Origin of the sequence: Parabacteroides sp. CH2-D42-20 (assembly GCF_003670185.1) — a bacterium.
GTDB classification, from domain to species: Bacteria; Bacteroidota; Bacteroidia; order Bacteroidales; family Tannerellaceae; genus Parabacteroides; species Parabacteroides distasonis.
Genome location: NZ_RAYG01000047.1, coordinates 1 through 20,893, shown reverse-complemented (window position 1 = coordinate 20,893; position 20,893 = coordinate 1). Strand labels below are relative to the sequence as shown.

Genomic DNA, 20,893 nt, shown 5'->3' with positions numbered 1-20,893 from the left:
ATAATGAGAGTGCTTATTATCAGTAATTGGTTTTATCCAAATAACGTAATAGCGGCGTTTCGAATAGAAGCTTTCGCTAAATACTTTCAGTTGGCAGGACATTCGGTTACGGTAGTGACAGAGGGAGAAGTTGACGAGACTAAATTATGGCATGGATGTGAGATTAATTATGTTAAGAATCCTTTGATTACATATTCTTATATGGCTCGTTGTGTAAAAGCGGGAAAGAGGTGGGTGCCGAGACGAATCGTGAATGGTTTGTTGTGTCGTGTTACTGCTGATAGTAAGTTTATGTGGCGTTTTAAAGCTTATAACAAAGCTGTTTCGTTGTGTGAGGCAAACTCTTTTGATGTAGTTTTAAGCTCATTTGGTCCATTGGCTCCTCACATGGTCGCATTTAGATTGCGAAGAAACGGGTACAGGTTTTATTGGATAGCTGATATGCGTGACGAGATGTCAAAGCATCTTTATATACCCCGTAATCAGGCTAGGCTTCTTATAGCATATGAGCGTAAGATCGTGAATTCATCGGATTTGGTATTATCGGTATCCCAACCTTTGCTTAGCGATTTTAAATGTTATTGTAAGCATGATCATTTCTTGGAAATCAAGAATGGCTATGATTATGAAGAGATACACGATGTTCTTTTCCAACCTCAATTTACCATGGCGTTTATCGGTCGTTTTTACGGAGGGGCAAGTCCCGCTAATTGGTTTAAGGCTTTCTCTGAACTTATAAATGAAGAAAAGCTACCTTCAGATTGTCAGATAAAAATCATTGGAAATCTTTTGAAACTGGATGTTCCCGAGGATATCATTCCTAATGTCTTGCAGATAGAATCTGTGGCTCATTCAGAAGCCATTCAGATGTCGTTGGATGTGGATACGCTTGTCGTGATTCATTCTACAGGAAGAAAAGGAGTGTATACGGGCAAACTGTTCGATTATCTCGCTACCAATAAACCGATATTGGCTCTTTGTGATCCCGAAGATGTAGTAGCCCGGTTACTGGATGACACTAAAGCTGGTTTTACGGTGGACAATGCTGATATTGAGGGTATAAAGAAAATGATACTGCGATGTTATTCTATATGGAAAAACAAGGAGGTATTGCCACGCAACTGGGAAAAGATTCGTCGATATACACGGAAGAATCAATGTAAGATACTTCTTGATTATCTTGCTAATGAAGCAGGAATATATACTGTTTTAGATTGATAAATATTTATCGACAGATGTTTATCAGAATTGTTCTTTTTTCTTGTTCCTTGATATTATCGGTTTTAATACCTTTTGATAATTAACACCCAATAAATTGGAAATGAAGATGTAAAGCGGAAGATATATGCCGAATTCAAGAGCCAAGAGAGTATAAATATGTGTCGTGCTTATTGAAGAAATAGCCATCCTTGTCGTGATACATGAGAGGATGGCTGCGAATAGCATTTTTAGCATCTTTACCCAAGGCATGAATTTAACGATCGTAGTCTCCAGCGAACGAGCTATAATTAGGATAAGAATTATTAAGCAAAAAAGAGTGCTGAACGTAGTAACAATTGCGATACCTATCGTGGAAGGGAAAAAGTTTACACACAATAGATTTAAGCTGACAAGCAGTATTGCGGTGATCAAATGTGTGTCAGAAAATGCTTTGCCTTTCCCCAGTGCTAGCATGATAGGAGAATAAGGGACGATGCGTATTAAATTAATAATGGTAGCGATTCTGAATAAAGTTATCGATTGCAGGTATTTTTCTCCATATAAGAGGTTTATGATCTCTTCTGCGAAAATGAAACAAAATATTGATAATGGGTAAATAATTGCTGAGGATTTGTAGGTTACGGATTTCCATAACTTTATAAATTCATGCTTGTTGATGCCGTGGTTCGACATCTTTGAGAATTCCGGAAGCAGGATAGTCGCTGTAGCGCTAATGAGCATTCCTGCAAATGGTAATTCGCGGTATCCGTTGCTAAATGCTGCGAAGTCTTTTACCCCGAAATATCTGCTTATGAAAAACTGGCTGGCGGAACTGATTATAAAGCCATATAAACTAGCGGTGGATATAGGTTTTATAAATCTAAATATTTCATTCATAGGTATTTGAGACTTTCTTGGCTTAACGCCTCTGAACGGTATGGTAATTAATATAAGCCCGGTTAGGCAAGTGATAATAGCTGATATGACAAAGCCTATAATGGCACTAGATGCAGTGGCGTTTATAAGTATAACGGGTAGTATGGTACATACAATCATAAATGTACGGCTGATGGCAACATATATAATTACGATTCTTGACATACCATATACTGTAAGAATACTCTCTACCCCCATAACAGGCATTAGTAACATGGGAGTTATTGAGAAATACATGAGGTTGTAAGTTAGCGACGGATTTTTTAATAAATCCGCTATTTGATAAGCTCCAAACAGTAAAATACAAGAAACGATAGCAGATATTCCAAGGAATAGCGAGTTTAGTCTTTTTATAATATTTAAACCTTCCTCAATAGGGACACGGGCTAGGAAATAGGAATAAGCTTTGGGCAATCCAAGGGAAAAGACAATAAGTAAAATCGAATAAACATAAATAACTTGGCGGTATGTACCATATTCATTTTGTGGCATAAGATGACTGAATACTATGGATGTTATTAATCCGGTACTATGTGATATTAAGTTCGCCAACATCAGCAATAGAACTTGAATAGTACGATTATCGCATTTTTTCAAAATCTTAGATTGCATTAGACACTGATAATTTTACAATGAATTTTGTAGGTTAGCTATATAATGATATATTGTAGAAAAATATTTAAGAGAAATTAATTTTCGTGGGCGTTGACGGATTCGAACCGCCGACCCTCTGCTTGTAAGGCAGATGCTCTGAACCAGCTGAGCTAAACGCCCGAAGTTCTTTCGGTATAATAATAAATTAAAAGTGGGCGTTGACGGATTCGAACCGCCGACCCTCTGCTTGTAAGGCAGATGCTCTGAACCAGCTGAGCTAAACGCCCGAAAATCTTTCGGTGAAATAATAAATTTAAAGGTGGGCGTTGACGGATTCGAACCGCCGACCCTCTGCTTGTAAGGCAGATGCTCTGAACCAGCTGAGCTAAACGCCCTTTAAACTTATTTTTTCGTTCGCTTTATCTCTCTAAAGCGCTGCAAAGATACGGCTTTTTTTATTACCACCAAACTTTTTGACGAAAAAATGTGGATGAATATGAATTTTGTTTGGATATGGCTACGTAAGTGTCTGATGGTCCTAAAAACGGGGCATTTAGTTAAAAATAACGATTGCTTACCTTATTATTCAATGGAAAAGACTTAACTTTGCGACTCTATATTAATAATGTATATGGTATTATCGACACTGACTGCTATTTCGCCCGTGGATGGGCGATACAGGAATAAGGCTGAGAATCTGGCGGCTTATTTTTCAGAATACGCACTTATCAAGTATAGGGTGCGAGTTGAGATCGAGTATTTTATTACTCTATCTGAGTTTCTTCCGCAATTAAGCGAGTTAAATGCGGCGGAAGTAAAAAAGGGGCTCCGGAAGATTTATCAGGAGTTTACGGAGGAGGACGCTTTACGAGTGAAGGAGATCGAGAGCGTGACAAACCACGATGTGAAAGCGGTGGAGTACTTTATTAAGGAAAAAACAAATCATTTCCTTGCGGAGAAATACCACGAGTTTATTCATTTTGGATTGACTTCTCAGGATATTAATAACACATCTGTGCCTTTATCGATCAAGGACGCTTTGCAAGAGGTGTATTATCCGGGTTTGGAAGAGGTGATCGGCGCCTTGAAAAAATACGCCGAGGAATGGATGGATATCCCGATGTTGGCTAAGACACATGGGCAACCGGCATCTCCGACTCGTTTGGGTAAGGAGGTGATGGTTTTTGTTTACCGTTTGGAGCAACAGTTGGCATTGTTAAAGGCCGTTCCTATCTCCGCTAAATTCGGTGGGGCTACAGGAAACTTCAATGCGCATCATGTAGCGTATCCGGAATATGATTGGAGGGCATTCGGTAACAAGTTCGTTAGTGAGGTGTTAGGCTTGAAGCGTGAGGAGTGGACTACCCAGATCTCTAATTATGATAATCTGGCAGCGATCTTCGATGGCTTGAAGCGTATCAATACGATCTTGATCGACTTGAATCGTGACTTCTGGCAATATATCTCCATGGAGTATTTCAAGCAAAAGATCAAGGCGGGTGAGATCGGTTCGTCTGCTATGCCACATAAGGTGAACCCGATTGATTTCGAGAACGCTGAGGGTAATCTAGGGATCGCTAACGCTATTTTAGAGCATTTGGCTACGAAATTGCCGGTATCTCGTTTACAAAGAGACTTGACGGATTCTACCGTGTTGAGAAACGTAGGCGTGCCTTTGGCACATATAGAAATTGCCTTCAAGAGCTTAACAAAAGGCTTGGGTAAATTGTTATTGAACGAGAACGCCCTAAGTAGGGATTTGAATAATTGCTGGGCTGTGGTAGCCGAGGGTATACAGACGGTCTTACGCCGTGAGGGTTATCCGAAGCCTTACGAGGCATTAAAAGCTTTGACACGTACGAACCAGACTGTTACGGAGCAATCTATCAAGGAGTTTATCGAAACCTTGAATGTTAGCGACCGGATTAAAGATGAATTAAGGGCTATAACGCCTCATAATTATACAGGAATTTAGTGATAATACAGGTAGCCGTGAGGCTACCAAGTTTTTAACCATTGTTTAATTTATAACAAATGAGTACAGAAGAAAGAGATGAATCTCAACCGCGTCCAAAAAAAGTGATACCAAGTATCAGACGGGAAAACACAGACCAAGAAGGTGAAAGAAGACCTTACAATCAGGGGTATAATAGACCTGAGGGTAGCTATGAACGTAGACCGTATCGGTCTTATGGAGAAAATAACCGTCCTTCATACGGGGATCGTCCGAGCCGTCCGCGTTCTTACGATAATAACCGTGAAGGCGGGTATGGCAACAACCGTGAGGGGGGCTATGGTAATAGTCGTCCATCTTATGGCAACAATCGCGAAGGTGGGTATGGAAATAATCGCCCGTCTTATGGCAACAACCGTGAAGGTGGCTACAACAGCGGCCGCTCGTCTTATGGAAATAACCGCCCGTCATATGGGAATGGAGGAGGGCAATACAATCGTCCGTCTCGTCCTAATTATGATGGACCGGCAAAGGCTTATTCCGCTAGTCCTTCCGGAGAGGGAATGTCTGCGGATGGTATGAAGAAAAGAAGACCTAGAGTAGGTGATACCCGGGTTGATTACAATGATTCACGTTCAAGCGGCGGGGACGGTTACGCACCCAGACGTTCGTATGGTAACGATAACTCTTATGGCGGTAATCGTCAAGGGGGTGGTGGATATGGAAATAATCGCCGTCCTTCTTACAATAATAATCGCCGTCCCGGTGGAGGAGGTGGCTTCCAAAGATCGCAGGGATACAACGTTCGTCCGAAACAGATCAAGTATAAGGAAGTCTTGGCGGATCCAAACGAACCGATTCGTTTGAACAAATTCTTATCTAACGCTGGTGTTTGTTCTCGTCGTGAGGCTGATGAGTTTATCCAGAAAGGAGCTGTTAAGGTAAACGATGTCGTGGTAACGGAATTGGGTACTAAGATTACTCGTCAAGATGTTGTTACATTTAACGAGAAGCCGGTTCAGATCGAGAGCAAAGTATATATTGTATTAAACAAGCCGAAGAATTGCGTAACGACTTCTGATGATCCTCAAGAACGCCTGACGGTGATGGATTTGGTGAAGAACGCTTGCCAAGAACGTATTTATCCGGTAGGCCGTTTGGACCGAAATACGACAGGAGTCTTGTTGTTGACGAACGATGGTGATTTAGCTTCTAAATTGACTCACCCATCTTTCAAGAAGAAGAAGATCTACCATGTGTGGTTGGATAAGAACGTGGCTATCGAGGATATGGAGAAAATCGCTAACGGCCTTGAGCTTGAGGATGGGGAGATCCATGCGGACGCTATCAGCTATGCTAGCGAGGACGATAAGAGCCAAGTGGGTATCGAGATCCATTCCGGCCGTAACCGTATCGTGCGCCGTATTTTCGAATCGTTGGGATATCATGTGACGAAATTGGATCGTGTTTATTTCGCCGGTTTGACTAAGAAGAACTTAGGCCGCGGTAAATGGCGTTACTTAAATGAAAGGGAAGTGAACGCTCTTAGGATGGGAGCTTTCGAATAAAAAAAACGATACAGATGGAAACAATTAAACGAACAAAAATTGTAGACGTGCTGAAAAGCGACGCTTTCGGTACTACCGTGAACGTGAAAGGATGGGTTCGCACCCGCCGTGGTAGCAAACAGGTGAATTTTATCGCCTTGAATGACGGTTCTACAATCAATAATGTTCAGATCGTTGTGGATGTAGATAAATTGGGTGATGAGTTCTTGAAACCGATTACCACGGGAGCTAGTATCAGCGTAAATGGTATCTTGACACAATCCCAAGGTAAGGGGCAAAATGTGGAGATACAGGCTACCGAGATTGAGATCTTCGGTACGGCTGATCCAGTTACTTATCCATTGCAGAAAAAAGGACACTCCATGGAGTTTTTGCGTGAGATCGCTCATTTGCGTCCTCGTACGAATACATTTGGAGCGGTATTCCGTATTCGTCATAATATGGCTTACGCTATCCATAAGTTTTTCCATGATAGAGGCTTTTTCTATTTCCATACGCCGATCATCACGGCTTCCGACTGTGAGGGTGCCGGACAGATGTTCCAAGTTACTACCAAGAATTTGTACGACTTGAAAAAGGATGAGAACGGCTCTATCATTTATGAGGACGACTTCTTCGGTAAGCAGGCTAGCTTGACGGTTTCCGGACAGTTGGAGGGTGAGTTGGCAGCTACAGCCTTGGGACAGATTTATACGTTTGGCCCTACGTTCCGTGCGGAGAACTCAAATACGCCTCGTCATTTGGCGGAATTCTGGATGATTGAGCCGGAAGTCGCTTTTAATGATATCACGGACAATATGGAGTTGGCCGAGGAGTTCATTAAATATTGCGTACAATGGGCGTTGGATAACTGTATGGAGGATATCAAGTTCTTGAACGATATGTTCGATAAGGAATTGATCGCTCGTCTGGAAGGGGTCTTGAAAGACTCATTCGTTCGCTTGCCGTACACTGAAGGAATCAAGATATTGGAAGAGGCTGTCGCTAAAGGACATAAATTTGAGTTCCCTGTTTATTGGGGTGTAGATTTGGCTTCCGAGCACGAACGTTTCTTAGTGGAGGATCACTTCAAACGTCCTGTAATTTTAACGGATTACCCGAAAGAGATCAAGGCTTTTTATATGAAGCAAAACGAGGATGGAAAGACGGTACGTGCGATGGACGTATTATTCCCGAAGATCGGAGAGATCATCGGCGGTTCCGAGCGTGAGGCTGACTATGATAAGCTAATGAGTCGTATTGACGAATTGGGCATCCCGATGAAGGATATGTGGTGGTACTTAGATACTCGCCGTTTTGGTACGGTGCCTCACTCTGGTTTCGGTTTGGGCTTTGAGCGTCTTTTGTTGTTCGTTACGGGTATGGGAAATATCCGTGACGTGATACCTTTCCCGCGTACACCGAATAACGCTGAGTTCTAATAGCGCTTAGTGATCATGATAAAAAGGGTTCGTAACCGGTTTCAACCGGATTACGGACCCTTTTCTTATATAGCTTCCTTTGTTTAATCGTCGTCCAGATCAATAGGAATTTGCCTTTTGAATGCCTCCTTAAAGGATATAAGCGATTCGGTGCGAGCCAAGCCCAATGGTTGAAGCTTGTTGTGGATGATGCTTAGCAAATGCTGGTTGTTCTTTGCGTATATTTTTATAAACAGGTCGTATTGCCCCGTTGTATAATGGCATTCCACGACTTCCGGTATCTGCAACAGCGCTTCGGTAACGCTTGGAAATTGTCCGGGAGACTTTAGGAATAACCCCATATATGCGCAAGTTTCATACCCAACTTTTGTGTTATCCACGATGAATTCTGAACCTTTGATAACCCCTAAATTAGTCAGCTTTTGTATGCGTTGATGAATAGCCGCTCCGGATACGTTACATTCCCTCGCTACTTCCAAAAATGGCATACGCGCATTGCCGATGATTAGTTTAAGTATCTTCTCGTCCAGTTCATCTAGTTGATGATGTGCCATATATTCAGTATATTTGTATTACTGTTAGATTATATCTTTCATATTTAATACAAATATAATGATAATCTTATAATCACCTAAAGATTATGGTAGATTATTTTGATTTTGTAAGCATTCTTTATTCAATTATTAAGTATTTTTTTTATGAGCGAAGATCATGTAATAATTAGTAAGCCTGTCCGGGAGATAGCCGATCCTTTATTGGATCTAGTAGAGAAAACATATACTAGTTCTTTCCCCGAGGAAGAGCGTCGTGATTTCTCTTTGGTACGTAAGCTTTTGGAGGAAGATAGCCGTTTCGAGATGTATGCCTTGCTACGGGATGGTATTTATGTGGGTTTCATTACGGGATGGCAATTTGAGGGCTTTGTTTATGCGGAGCATTTCGCAATCGACGAGTCCGCTCGTAACGGAGGAATCGGAGCGAAAGCAATGACAAGTTTTTTAGCTCTCCACGAAGATCCGGTTGTCTTAGAGGTAGAGATGCCGACAGAGGAGATGAGTAAACGTAGAATCGGTTTTTATGAACGTCTGGGGTTTGTCTTGGATCACCATGTATATTTCCAACCTCCCTATCGTAAGGGAGAGGCATTTTTAGAAATGCGTTTGATGACTCATGGGGAGCTTGATCTGGAGCGATCTTTTGAGCGAGTTAAGACCATTATTCACCAAAATGTCTATGGGGTGAAATAAAAAAGGCGGGATTCTATTTCCCGCCTTTTTTAGATATTCTATTTGTAGATCATTATTCGTCGACACGTTGAGCGGCAGAATAACTAATCTTTAATGCGTATGCTTCACGAAGAGCCTGCTTGATGTCTGTAATTGTTCCCATCTTGGTCTCTTTATCTGCCTTGATAGAAACTGTCATAAACGGCTGGTCCTCTTCCTTCATACTGGACTTTTCCTGTGCGATATAATCCTGAATTTCCGAAGTTTCCGCAAAAGCGTCATTTAACTGGATACGAGTTTCAGAACCCATCTTCGCTCTCAAATCTCTAGTCGGCTTACCGACATAGATAAATGTTACCAAAGATTTCTTCTCCAATTTTTGAAGCTCCGTAGCTTGTGGAGCATGGAACTCTACTTTCAATGTTACCTCACGCATAGATGTTACCATCATGATGAAGAACAAGAAAGCGAACACCAAGTCAGGTAATGATGATGTATTCAATTCGGGCATTTCACGACCGCCCGCTTTACTAAACTTTCCCATTACTTTTTACCTCCATAATTTTTAGGTTCAGCTTCTGATATCTTTTGCGGATAAATCTGCTGTACAGCTTTTTGTTGTTCTTCGTCCAAATCAGCGAAATTCTTCCCGAATTTTTCCTTAGAAACCTTATTTCTCAATTCGTTATAAGCAGCCGCAATTTCATTCTGCACATCGATATAAGCTTGGTATTCGGTACCACGGTCATTCTGTAAAGAAATTACGTGGTTCTTCGTTACCATCATCTTTCCGAAGAATGGAACATCAGCCTCTACACGCTCAGGCTTATGTTCGTCATTATAAGGATTATCAATGAACTCTTTGATTCTCTCTTTCAATTGCTTGATATCGACAAATTGATCACCGCAGAGAATCTGGTTATTACTGTTGATCAATACAACCAACAAGTTTCTCTTTTTGATGTCAACATCGGTATCGTTCTTCTGATCTTTAGGTACAGGGGACGGCAAACGTCTTGCCAAACCTTTATCTGTATCCATTGATGTAGTAATAAGGAAGAAGATAAGCAACATGAAAGCGATATCGGCCGAAGAAGAACCATTGATACCCGGTGTCTTTCTTTTCTTACCCATTTCTTTCTTGTTTTATCAGTTCGTTATTACTATTATTTACCCATGATTCTCTTTACAGAACCCCAAACTACACATGCTACGATCAGAACCAAAAGTACGATTGTAGACATGATCCACATATCTGTGATCTTTAACCAACCCGGAGTGTTGTAAACTTGAGAGTCTGCGTTCAAACCTGTTAAAGGAGTTGCGTCACCCATCGTGTAAGTGATGAACAAAACGGCAACGAAGCAAACTAATACAACCAAAGACATAATCGCTGATTTAGCGTTTGTCTTCAACAACGTCAAAAATTGCCAAACGGCAAACAACATTGTACTGATGATTGTCACGAAGAACAATACAGAAGTCCAGTTAATCAATAACCCGGTATAGATGGGCTCTTTCATTTCAGCGGCAGGGTCAACGACTCCACCCGCATAAAACATACCCAGAACAATAATACTGATAATAGAACTTATCAGTAAAGTCCAACTGGATATTTTTCTTATTTTAGTAACTGCCATAATTCGTTCTTATTTTTTGAATTTGACGTTGTATTTGATAACCAAGTCAAGCAAAGAGATAGAAGCATCTTCCATTTGATTCAAGATAGCCTCCAATTTGCTTAACAAATAGTTATAGAATACCTGAAGGATCAAAGCAACGATCAAACCACCTACAGTAGTAATCAAGGCCACTTTCATACCACCTGCTACAACCGTCGGGCTGATATCACCAACTTGCTCGATTTTATCGAACGCCATGATCATACCTACTACAGTACCCAAGAATCCTAAAGACGGAGCCATTGCGATAAACAATGTGATCCAAGACATATTCTTTTCCAAAAGACCTCCTTGAACACCACCATAAGAAACGATAGATTTTTCTACAACGTCGATACCTTGGTCAATTCTCATCAATCCTTGGTAAGCGATAGAAGCGATAGGGCCTCTTGTGTCACGAGCGATAGCTTTAGCGCCTTCAACATCACCTTTGTCTAAAGCATCTTCGATACCCTTCAACAATTTGCTGGAATTTGTTTCAGCTAAGTTCAAGTAGATAATTCTCTCTAAGCAGAAAGCCAAACCGAAAATCAAAGCGATAGCAACCAAACTCATGAAGTCGGCACCACCTTCGATAAACTTTGTTTTTAATGCTTGATACATACCTCCTTCAACAGCTGTAGCTGCGTCTGCAGCGTCCTGCGCGAATGCTACGGTAGAAGTTCCAAGGGCACATAAACCCAAGAATGCTTTTGCAAATAACTTTTTCATTGTGTGTTTAATTTTTAAGATTAATAATTCTCTTATTTGTTTTTATTTTATTGTTAATTAATTCATGGTATTCTCCACCGCGGAGAGAGCGGGATTCGAACCCGCGAAACCCTTTAGGGGTTTACACGCTTTCCAGGCGTGCCTCTTCAACCACTCGAGCATCTCTCCAATTATTCGCCTAGCTTCTTCTAAAACGACCGCAAAATACGAAAAAATTCCCATATGCAATCTTTTCAGTGCACAAATCTATAGTTTTTGCTTGACATATACACAATATCCACGAAATAAATTTTGACTTCATTCGAAAAAAAGTGTCTAGATGGGTTTATTTACGCTTTTAAACAATTCTAATGTGTTTTTTCGAGTAGCGTTTACGGTTTCCTCTAGCGTGAGGCCGAATGTTTCCGCCACTTTCTCGGCCGTCTTCCATATGTAAGTAGGCTCATTCCGTCTACCTCTGTAGGGGACTGGTGAAAGATAGGGGGCATCTGTTTCCAAGAGTATCTTTTCAAGATCCGTTTGCCGGATGACTTCGGACAGTTTTGAATTTTTAAAGGTAACAACTCCGTTTATCCCGATCTTGAAGGTGGGAAGTTTCTTTATTTCTTCCAGCTCTTCCGTTGTGCCGGTAAAACTATGAAATACGCCCTTAAGTCTTTCCGCTCCGACTTTATGTATGCATTCCAGAACTTCCGGATATGCGTCGCGGGTATGGATGGCTACGGGCAGGTTCAGATCGATGCTCCAACGCAGTTGTTCCTCGAAAACGATTTGTTGCTCCTTCAAATAAGTCTTATCCCAATATAGATCGATCCCGATTTCACCGATACCGCAATAGGTACGTTTAGATAGGTAGGATTCCGTTTGTTTTAGGATATCGATATAGTTGCTATCCACACTGGTCGGGTGCAATCCCATCATGGGGAAAGCGAACTCTGGGTATCGATCGCATAAATCGTGCATTCTGTCAATCGTCGTCAGGTCTACGTTTGGCAGAAGCAGGGTGTCGATACCTGAGTCTTTTGCTTTTTGAGCCAGTTCGTCTTGCTCCGGATCGAAATCCTCCAGATATAAATGGCAATGTGTGTCTATTAACCTCATGGATTAGGATTGTCTATGCATTAAATGATCACAAACCTCTTTTAGGATCGTTAATTTTTCGGGAGCGACTTGTAAAGCGTTAAAGTTCTCCACGGATGCGTCGTAATAGGCTTGGATTTTATTTTCTGTTAATTGTTTTAGCTGCAATTCGTTGTAGATAGAGGTGAATGCCTGTATCTTTTGAGCCGGGTCGAATTCTTTTTTATCCATCCAGCTACGGAGAGTTTCCACTTGTTCTTTATTGGCCAGTCTGAGAGCGTTGATCAATAAGAATGTTTTCTTGTTGCAAAGGATATCGCCGCCAATGTTTTTCCCGAAAGTGGCGGTGTCACCATATACATCTAGTAAATCATCTTGCAGTTGAAACGCTAGACCTATATTGATACCAAACGCATATAAGTTGCTTGCGTCTTCCTGTGAGGCACCTCCGAGTAGGGCACCCGTCTTAAGGGAGCAGGCCAGTAGTACGGCTGTCTTTAGCCGGATCATCTCGATGTATTCTTCCTCGCTTACATCCATGCGAGACTCGAATTCCATGTCGAATTGTTGGCCGCCACATATTTCCGCCGCGGTTTGCGTAAATAAATCCAACACTTGTTTGAGGTGGCCGTGTTCCGTTGATCCGATTAATTGATAAGCCGCTATTAGCATCGCGTCTCCGGAAAGAATCGCCGTATTGGGATTCCATACCTTGTGTACGGTAGGTTTGTTCCTTCTTTTATCAGCTTCATCCATCAGGTCGTCGTGCAGCAAGGTGAAGTTATGGAAAACTTCCAGACCTAAAGCGGGCTTGATCGCATTCTCTATACTATTATTATATATATTACATGCCATCAACGTTAACGCCGGACGTATTCTTTTCCCTCCGAGGGACAAGATGTACTCTATCGGCTCGTATAAGCTCTTGGGAGGATTGGTGAATTGTAGTTGAGAGATCTCGCTCTCTATTCTTTGAAGTATATTCTCGAATGCTAACATAGCTGTATCAATTAATGGAGTTATGAAATAAAAAAAGGCTGCGAAAATGAAGCAGCCTTTTTGATATGTTTAATGTTATACTATTGCAATCTGAACGTGATAGGCACAGTATACTTAACACGTACTGGTTTACCTCTCTGCTTACCCGGAGTCCATTTAGGCATGGTACCGATCACACGAAGAGCCTCTTTATCCAATGACGGGTCTACACCACGTAATACCTCAGCGTCTACTACTGATCCGTCTCGGTTGACCACGAATGCGCAGATTACACGACCTTGGATACCATTTTCCTGTGCGATTACCGGATACTTGATTGATTTAGCGATAAACTTCAGCAATTCTGCGTCTCCACCCGGGAACTTCGGCATTTCTTCTACAACCGTAAAGATCTGCTGAGCGGATTCTTCTTCTTCCTCTACTACTGCAGGCGGTGTATAAACGGCTGTTTGAGCCTCTTGCTGATTATCCTCTGATGATAAGATATCTTGCTGTTCCAATTCAACGTCATCTTCAACAACGTTCAAAACCTCGGTTACAACTGGTGCTGGAGGTGGTGGAGGTGGAGGAGGCGTATTCTCCGGTCTCGTGATTTCCACTTCTTCCTCGGCGATGATGTCTGCTACACCCTCGCTAGCCTGAACGACCATTACATCGCGGGTGCTCCATTCGAAGCCCACGAACAAGACAGCTAAGCCCACTACGAATCCCATCAGGATACTTAGAGACTTACCTCTCTCAAGGTCCGCTTTCGGTGATTTTTTAATTTCCATACGTTTATAATAATTTATAAGTGTTTTTCACTTCTGCAAAAATACAAATTATTTCATATATCAAACAAAAATGAGAGCGATTATATACCTTTTTGGCATTTTTCCCGTTTCTGTTAATGTGAAATCCGTATTTCTGAGATTTGCGGGTGTAAAGTAAAAACATTTTTCCGAATTAATGTATCTTTGAACGATTTTTTGCATGAAAATATGAGAAATAAACTATTTATACTGATTTTATTTGTTGTTACACTGTCTGTCTCAGCGCAAAACGGGAGCGAGGCGTATACTTTCTTACGTTTTCCTACCTCGACCCGGGCTAACGCCTTGGGTGGGCATACCGTGGCGTTGGTAGAAAGAGATCCTTCACTTATTTTCCATAATCCGGCGTTGCTAGGCGCGGAGATGGATGGGATGATCAACTTGAATTATATGAATTACATCTCGGATATCAACGTAGGAAGTGCCTTGTTCACGAAAGCGCATGGCGAGAAAGGGGCTTGGGGTGTAGGCGCTACGTTTATAAGCTATGGCGATATCCAGGAGGTGTTGCCGGATAATGTCGTGACCGGAGCGAGTCTTTCGGCGAAAGATATCAGCGTGAATGGTTTCTACTCCCGCGACTTGAGCGAGCGTTGGCGGGGTGGATTGTCGTTGAAGTTCTTGTATTCGGGGCTGGCTGATTATACCTCTATCGGTTTATGCGTGGATGCGGGATTGAGTTATTATAATTCGGATAAGGGCTTTTCCTTTGGTTTCGCCTTGAAGAATATCGGTGCGCAACTGAAAGCTTACGAGGATGAGCGACAAAAGATGCCTTGGGATATCCAGATGGGTATCACGCAGAAAATGGCGCATGCCCCGATTCGTTTTTCTTTGACGGCCCAATACTTGAACCGTTGGAAGTTCGATTATATCGATAATACGGATAAAGAGTATGAAGGGGATTCTTTTGTTAAGACGTTGGCGAAGCATTTTATCATCGGCGTGGATTTTATCCCGTCCGAGAACTTTTGGGTGGGCGTAGGATTCAATCCGAAGGTCAATATGGATATGAAGTTGAAAGGCGGGGGAAGTTTCTCCGGCTTCTCGGCTGGCGCAGGCGTAAGGATCAAGATGTTTGACGTGGGCTTCTCGCTGGCGAAATATCATCCGTCCGCCATGTCGATGATGATTAGCGTATCTACGACCTTGGCCGATTTTAAGAAGGTGACAGAATAAACCTATACATTAATATATATATGAAGAAAATAGTTATCGCTATAGACGGCCACTCTTCCAGTGGCAAAAGTACCATGGCAAAAGATCTTGCCAAGGAGATCGGATATACGTATATCGATACGGGTGCCATGTATCGGGCCGTGACTTTGTATTGCATCCAGCATGGATTTTTTGAGGGAGAGAAGATTAAGGAGGAAGAGCTGAAGGCTTCTATCCATGATATCGATATTTCATTTCGTTTGAACGCGGAGACCGGCCGGCCAGATACCTATTTGAACGGTGTGAATGTAGAGAAAGAGATCCGTGGCATGGAAGTGGCGGATAAAGTGAGTCCGATAGCCACTCTAGGCTTTGTGCGCCGTGCGTTGGTCGCTAAGCAACAAGAGATGGGGAAGGCGAAAGGCATCGTGATGGATGGCCGTGATATCGGTACGGTCGTATTCCCGGATGCGGAGTTGAAGCTTTTCGTGACGGCCTCGCCGGAGGTACGTGCCAAGCGCCGGGTCGATGAGCTGGAGGCGAAGGGGATCCCCGCTTCTTACGAGGAAGTGCTGGAGAATGTGAAGAAGCGGGATTATATAGATTCAACCCGGGAGGAAAGTCCTTTGAGACAGGCGGATGATGCCTTGGTGCTGGATAATTCCCATATGACCTTGGACGAGCAAAAGGCTTGGTTGCTGGAACAATATCATAAAGCGATCGGTTCATAAACAAGTGCTTGGAGTTTCCTATAAAGAAAACTTTTGTCTCTTGGAATGAAAACTATAGTTTCGTTACTAGGAAACAAAAGTTTCTCTTAGGGAAAACTCTAGTTTTGTTATGAAGAAACTTTAGTTTCTTGTGATTGAAAATTAAGAAAACTGTAAGTGCTTGTTTGTTAATGATATTATAGATATGATAGAAGTCGAGATAGATAAAGATTCCGGATTCTGCTTTGGGGTTGTAACCGCCATAGAAAGCGCGGAGCGGGAGCTGGGTAATACGGATACGCTGTATTGCCTAGGCGATATCGTTCATAACAGTTTGGAGGTGGAGCGGTTGGAGCATATGGGGCTGCATACGATCGATCATGATGGCCTTTCAAAGTTGAGAGACCGGAAGGTGTTGCTCCGGGCGCATGGCGAGCCACCTTCTACCTATTCTTTGGCGAAGCGAAACAATATCACGATTATAGACGCTACTTGCCCGGTTGTCTTGCGTTTGCAGCGCAAGATCCATAAATGTTATCAAGAGACCCGGGCGAATAACACCCAGTTGGTTATCTATGGGAAGAAAGGCCATGCGGAGGTGAATGGCTTGGTGGGGCAGACGGAGGGCACGGCGATTGTCATCGAGAAAATAGAAGACCTCGATCGTCTGGACTTTACCCGTGCGATCAGTCTGTTTTCCCAAACCACGAAGTCCTTGGATGGATTCAAGGCGGTAGTGGCGGAGATCAAGCAGCGGATGGCGGAAGGGGTGGAGTTTAATTATTACGATACGATTTGTCGTCAGGTGGCGAATCGTCTTCCGAATATAAAAGCGTTCGCCTCTAGCCACGATTGGGTCTATTTTGTGGCCGGTCGTAAAAGTTCCAACGGAAAGATGCTGTTCGAGGAGTGCCGGAAAGCGAACCCGAATACGCTCTTTATTTCCGAGGTATCAGAGATTACCGAGCCTTTGCCCGAGGGCGTGCGCCGGGTCGGGGTTTGCGGTGCTACATCCACTCCCAAGTGGTTGATGGAGGAAGTAGCGGTCCGGATCAAGGAATTGAACGCTTCGGAATGATATTTTGATTAAGATTACGTGAACTTTCCGGGAGAAAGACAGAAGGATAACTAAATATTTACTACTTTTGCCGGAGAACATTAAAATCAATGACGCTATGTCTACAGTAAAGTGTGTTGGTATTTTAACGTCCGGAGGTGATGCCCCGGGAATGAATGCCGCTATTCGTGCGGTAACACGTTCCGCTATTTATAACGGAATGAGAGTGAAAGGTATTTACCGTGGTTACAAAGGGTTGATCCTAGATGAGATTGAAGAGTTTAAGACACAAAATGTCAGTAATATAATTCAACGCGGTGGAACAATTCTTAAGACCGCCCGTTGCGTGGAGTTCAAGACTCCCGAGGGACGAAAACAGGCCTATGATAAGTTGCAAGAGCATGGGATCGATGCCTTGATCGCTATCGGTGGTGACGGAACGTTGACGGGAGCGCGTATTTTCGCTCAGGAGTTTAATTTCCCGATCGTAGGATTGCCGGGTACGATTGATAATGACTTGTATGGCACGGATACGACGATCGGTTATGATACAGCCTTGAACACGATCATGGAATGCGTGGATAAGATCCGTGATACGGCTACCTCGCATGATCGTCTATTTTTTGTGGAGGTTATGGGACGCGACGCCGGTTTCTTGGCGTTGAACGGAGCGATCGCTTCTGGCGCCGAAGCCGCTATTATCCCGGAAATCTCCTTGGAGAAAGACCAATTGGCCGAGATGATCGAGAATGGATTCCGTAAGTCCAAGAACAGTAGTATCGTATTGGTTGCCGAAAGTGAGGTAACCGGTGGCGCTATGGGTGTCGCTGAGCGTGTGAAGAAGGAATATCCGCAGTTCGACGTGCGTGTCTCTATTTTAGGTCACTTGCAGCGTGGTGGTTCTCCTACGGCACAAGACCGGATCTTGGCGACTCGTATGGGTGTGGCCGCGATCGATGCCTTGTTGGATGACCAGCGTAACGTGATGATGGGTATCCAGAACGACCAGATCGTCTATGTACCGTTCTCTAAAGCGATCAAGAATGATAAGCCTATTAACCGGGATTTGTTGAACACGCTCCGTGTTTCTTCAATCTAAATAAGGCATATATTTATACGAATAGGAACCCGGATGTAGCGATCGCGTACATCCGGGTTTTTATTTGAAGAACCTGATATCATGAAGAAGTATAGCGGCGTGGCCTTGAATGTAATCGTATTTGTCTTTCTGTTTATCTTCTTGAGGATATTCAGTGAGTACCACTTTTACTGTGTCGAGCAGAACCAGTTATTCCAGTTGACTCCCATTTTTATTATCGATAAGTTAATGCAACCGGGAGGTTTAGCGATGGTTCTTTCTGGTTGTTTGGTGCAGTTCTTCATTATCCCGAATGTGGGAGCTATGATAACGGCGGCCCTGCTGACAAGCCTAGGGGCCTTGTTCTGGGCGATCTTGAGGCGGATCGATCCGCGAAGCCATGGTATTTTATGGGCTTGGCTTCCCGTCCTATCCTTGTTGTTTGTGCAATGGGATTTTAATTACAGGTTTCAAGGAACGGTAGCCTTCGGTATGATGCTGCTTGCTTTATATCTCGTTTTAGGGATAAGGAATTTCATACCTCGTTTGATAGCAAGTCTGTTTGCCTCCCTGTTACTCTTTGGGTTGGCCGGGCCGGTCTCTTTGTTGTTTGCCTTGTCCATGATGGGATACGAGGCCATGAGCCGGACGCCCCGTTGGTATTATTCCGTGATTTTACCGATGATCGTGTTGATCTTGGGTGAATTATGTGTGCGTTACTCGGTGATCGGAGAATACCGCTTTGTCTTTTTACCGGATAGTTATTATTATTTCCGTTTGGTGCCGGATAAGGTAATTTATTTCTCATGGATCGCTTTCTATGCGGCGCTGGTTGTAACCTGCCTCTGTAAAAACAAGGAATCATGGGCTGGTAAAAAGCGTCTAGCGCTGGGAATCTCCCAATTCATTATCTTAGGGCTTATCTTCTGGAAAGGCTTCGATCTATATGGCGAACAGAAATCATACCGCTTGAAGATGATGGACTATTTTACCCGGACAGAGCAATGGGACCGGATCTTGGTATCATGCAAGGAACCGACCACTAATCAACTCTATTTATGTTACCAAAATATGGCTTTGGCCCGGAAAGGTATTCTGGCGGATGAGGCGTTTAAGTACACGCAGCACGGGCCTCGTGGATTAATGGTGGCATGGAATAAATCGACTACCATATCCGCCTTGCTGAGTGATGTTTATTTTACGATGGGAAATGTCGCCGCGGCTCAAGAGATGGCTTTCGAGAGTAATATCGGCGCTTTATGTGATGGAAATCCCCGCATGACGCAACGTTTGGTGCAAACGAACTTGATTTATGGAGCCTATCCGGTCGCGGAGAAATATATCGCTGTCTTAGAGAATACTTTCTATTATAAGGATTGGGCCAAAGCGCAGCGGAAATTCCTGTATAATGATGAGGCGGTCGAGACAGATCCTCTATTGGGGAATATGCGCAGGAACCTGCTAGCTGAGAATCATCTGATCCAGATGGATGGATTCGACACGGACTTGATTCGCTTGGCGGAGCAGAATCCTTCCAATAAAGCCGCTTTCCACTATGCCGGCGTATTCTATCTTTTAGCAAAAGATGTGACGCGCTTTAAGACGTTGGTGGAAACCTATTACGGAACGGATTTACTCCCTTCTTTACCGGTCTCTTTTCAAGAGGCGGTCATCATCCTATCGGAGAAAGATCCGGATTACTGGAAACGTTTCGGTGTCTCGGAATCTATCGTAGGGCGATTCACCGATTATAAGAGGCAAGTGCTCGCTGGGCGGAATAATAGTAATGCGCTACCCGGTTTGATGTATCGCTCTTATGGCGATACGTATTGGTATTATTATATGTTTAAATAGGAGATGAGAAAAATGTATATAATAAGATGTATATGTCTGTGGATGATTCTGGGCTTGATGGCTTGTTCCGGTCCGGTACGTATACAGAAGAATCTGGAAGTCAAGCCGGAGATCTTTCCGGATTATGTGGATGTGACAATCCCGCCGAATATAGCTCCCTTGAATTTTAAGCTGAAAGACGCTTGCGCTGAGGCCCGTGCCATTCTCGAATGTGGCCCGGAGAAATTAGAGATCAAGACCGGGAAAGACGCTTGTTTTGTGATCCCGGCCTCCGGTTGGAAAAGGCTGTTGCGTGCCGCTTCCGGGAATCATCTGAATGTAACCGTACAAGCCTTCGTGAATGATGAATGGATCGCGTATGCCCCCTTCATCATCAAGGTGGCGAAGGAGCCGGTCGATGGTTGGTTGGCTTATCGTTTAATCGAACCGGGCTATGAGCTGTGGAACCGTATGGGTATCTATCAACGTAACTTGGAAAATTATACGGAGAACGCGATCATCGAAAATAAGATGAGCGGCAATAACTGTATGAACTGCCATTCTTTCTGTATGCAGAATCCGGAGAAAATGCTTTTCCATATGCGTGAGACCTACTCTTGTACCTTATTGATCGATGGAGATAGGGTGGAGAAGCTGAATACGAAGACCGATCAGACCCTTTCTCCGCTAGTCTATCCTTCTTGGCATCCTTCCGGAAAATATGTCGCTTTCTCTGTGAATAAAACCAAGCAAGCGTTTCATATGAACGATAGGAATCGGGTGGAGGTATTCGACTCTGTGGGGGGTATTTGAATAAGCTAAATAGATGTTGATTGGAATATTTTTGAAAACCTGTTGAATATCTGAATGTTGA

Annotated in this window: 19 protein-coding genes, 4 tRNA genes and 1 pseudogene; 11 read left to right on the top strand and 13 right to left on the bottom strand. The window is 43.2% G+C overall.

Annotated features, from left to right (window positions below; translation table 11 throughout):
- Positions 1 to 1,218: hypothetical protein (locus tag D7V92_RS20625; protein WP_370036664.1), on the top strand; the 1,218-nt coding region annotated here is incomplete at its 5' end.
- 24 nt (positions 1,219 to 1,242) lie between these two features.
- On the opposite strand, the gene D7V92_RS20620 is transcribed toward D7V92_RS20625, so the two are convergent.
- The 4 genes from D7V92_RS20620 to D7V92_RS20605 all read right to left on the bottom strand — a co-directional run bounded on the left by D7V92_RS20620 (position 1,243) and on the right by D7V92_RS20605 (position 3,125).
- Positions 1,243 to 2,691, bottom strand: coding sequence for a lipopolysaccharide biosynthesis protein (locus D7V92_RS20620; protein WP_227806108.1), 1,449 nt, complete (start codon positions 2,689 to 2,691; stop codon positions 1,243 to 1,245).
- Between the two features lie 144 nt (positions 2,692 to 2,835).
- Positions 2,836 to 2,910 (bottom strand) — tRNA-Val (locus D7V92_RS20615).
- Positions 2,911 to 2,942: 32 nt separating this feature from the next.
- Positions 2,943 to 3,017: transfer RNA gene (locus D7V92_RS20610), tRNA-Val, on the bottom strand.
- 33 nt (positions 3,018 to 3,050) lie between these two features.
- Positions 3,051 to 3,125 (bottom strand) — tRNA-Val (locus D7V92_RS20605).
- A gap of 236 nt (positions 3,126 to 3,361) precedes the next feature.
- Here D7V92_RS20605 and purB point away from each other — a divergent pair.
- Genes purB through asnS form a run of 3 tightly spaced genes read left to right on the top strand, consistent with a single transcriptional unit; the run spans position 3,362 to position 7,673 of the window.
- Positions 3,362 to 4,705 (top strand): adenylosuccinate lyase, encoded by a 1,344-nt coding sequence (purB, locus tag D7V92_RS20600; protein WP_005858936.1) that lies wholly within the window; start codon positions 3,362 to 3,364, stop codon positions 4,703 to 4,705.
- Positions 4,706 to 4,764: 59 nt separating this feature from the next.
- Entirely contained in the window at positions 4,765 to 6,252 is a 1,488-nt protein-coding gene (locus D7V92_RS20595) for a pseudouridine synthase (RefSeq protein ID WP_034531552.1), read from the top strand.
- A gap of 14 nt (positions 6,253 to 6,266) precedes the next feature.
- Positions 6,267 to 7,673, top strand: coding sequence for an asparagine--tRNA ligase (gene asnS / locus D7V92_RS20590; RefSeq protein WP_121773675.1), 1,407 nt, complete (start codon positions 6,267 to 6,269; stop codon positions 7,671 to 7,673).
- An 83-nt stretch (positions 7,674 to 7,756) separates the two neighbouring features.
- Here the strand turns inward: asnS and D7V92_RS20585 are convergent, their stop codons facing one another.
- Positions 7,757 to 8,227, bottom strand: a complete 471-nt coding sequence (locus tag D7V92_RS20585; protein ID WP_005858930.1) for an Lrp/AsnC family transcriptional regulator — start codon at positions 8,225 to 8,227, stop codon at positions 7,757 to 7,759.
- 144 nt (positions 8,228 to 8,371) lie between these two features.
- On the opposite strand from D7V92_RS20585, the gene D7V92_RS20580 reads away from it, so the two are divergent.
- Positions 8,372 to 8,920: a GNAT family N-acetyltransferase gene (locus D7V92_RS20580; protein WP_036618215.1), complete on the top strand. Its 549-nt coding sequence runs from the start codon at positions 8,372 to 8,374 to the stop codon at positions 8,918 to 8,920.
- 52 nt (positions 8,921 to 8,972) lie between these two features.
- Here the strand turns inward: D7V92_RS20580 and D7V92_RS20575 are convergent, their stop codons facing one another.
- From D7V92_RS20575 to D7V92_RS20540, 8 genes are all read right to left on the bottom strand, one after another.
- Complete coding sequence (locus tag D7V92_RS20575; RefSeq protein WP_005858926.1) at positions 8,973 to 9,443, bottom strand: biopolymer transporter ExbD; 471 nt, start codon at positions 9,441 to 9,443, stop codon at positions 8,973 to 8,975.
- Positions 9,443 to 10,033, bottom strand: coding sequence for a biopolymer transporter ExbD (locus tag D7V92_RS20570; protein ID WP_121773674.1), 591 nt, complete (start codon positions 10,031 to 10,033; stop codon positions 9,443 to 9,445). Before D7V92_RS20570 ends, D7V92_RS20575 begins: the two co-directional genes overlap by 1 nt.
- Before the next feature lie 32 nt (positions 10,034 to 10,065).
- Complete coding sequence (locus D7V92_RS20565) at positions 10,066 to 10,539, bottom strand: hypothetical protein (RefSeq protein WP_005858922.1); 474 nt, start codon at positions 10,537 to 10,539, stop codon at positions 10,066 to 10,068.
- A 9-nt stretch (positions 10,540 to 10,548) separates the two neighbouring features.
- The gene (locus D7V92_RS20560; RefSeq protein WP_008772636.1) at positions 10,549 to 11,292 is read right to left on the bottom strand and encodes a MotA/TolQ/ExbB proton channel family protein; all 744 of its coding nucleotides are present in this window, start codon (positions 11,290 to 11,292) and stop codon (positions 10,549 to 10,551) included.
- 80 nt (positions 11,293 to 11,372) lie between these two features.
- Positions 11,373 to 11,460: transfer RNA gene (locus D7V92_RS20555), tRNA-Ser, on the bottom strand.
- A gap of 147 nt (positions 11,461 to 11,607) precedes the next feature.
- Positions 11,608 to 12,393, bottom strand: coding sequence for a TatD family hydrolase (locus D7V92_RS20550; protein ID WP_008772635.1), 786 nt, complete (start codon positions 12,391 to 12,393; stop codon positions 11,608 to 11,610).
- A 3-nt stretch (positions 12,394 to 12,396) separates the two neighbouring features.
- Complete coding sequence (locus tag D7V92_RS20545; RefSeq protein ID WP_121773673.1) at positions 12,397 to 13,371, bottom strand: polyprenyl synthetase family protein; 975 nt, start codon at positions 13,369 to 13,371, stop codon at positions 12,397 to 12,399.
- An 80-nt stretch (positions 13,372 to 13,451) separates the two neighbouring features.
- Entirely contained in the window at positions 13,452 to 14,144 is a 693-nt protein-coding gene (locus tag D7V92_RS20540; protein WP_005858914.1) for an energy transducer TonB, read from the bottom strand.
- Between the two features lie 207 nt (positions 14,145 to 14,351).
- Here D7V92_RS20540 and porQ point away from each other — a divergent pair, with 207 nt between their 5' ends.
- The 6 genes and pseudogenes from porQ to D7V92_RS20510 all read left to right on the top strand — a co-directional run.
- Positions 14,352 to 15,362: a type IX secretion system protein PorQ gene (gene porQ, locus D7V92_RS20535; RefSeq protein WP_022193218.1), complete on the top strand. Its 1,011-nt coding sequence runs from the start codon at positions 14,352 to 14,354 to the stop codon at positions 15,360 to 15,362.
- Between the two features lie 20 nt (positions 15,363 to 15,382).
- On the top strand, positions 15,383 to 16,072 hold the full coding sequence (cmk, locus tag D7V92_RS20530; RefSeq protein WP_057327887.1) for a (d)CMP kinase: 690 nt from the start codon (positions 15,383 to 15,385) through the stop codon (positions 16,070 to 16,072).
- 184 nt (positions 16,073 to 16,256) lie between these two features.
- Positions 16,257 to 17,129, top strand: a complete 873-nt coding sequence (locus D7V92_RS20525) for a 4-hydroxy-3-methylbut-2-enyl diphosphate reductase (protein ID WP_005867938.1) — start codon at positions 16,257 to 16,259, stop codon at positions 17,127 to 17,129.
- Between the two features lie 97 nt (positions 17,130 to 17,226).
- A complete protein-coding gene (gene pfkA / locus D7V92_RS20520; protein ID WP_005858904.1) occupies positions 17,227 to 18,207 on the top strand; it encodes a 6-phosphofructokinase in 981 nt (326 codons plus the stop codon).
- A gap of 81 nt (positions 18,208 to 18,288) precedes the next feature.
- Entirely contained in the window at positions 18,289 to 20,040 is a 1,752-nt protein-coding gene (locus tag D7V92_RS20515; RefSeq protein WP_121773672.1) for a DUF6057 family protein, read from the top strand.
- Between the two features lie 3 nt (positions 20,041 to 20,043).
- Positions 20,044 to 20,829, top strand: a pseudogene (locus tag D7V92_RS20510) (hypothetical protein); the annotation flags it as partial.
- Between the last annotated feature and the right edge of the window lie 64 nt (positions 20,830 to 20,893).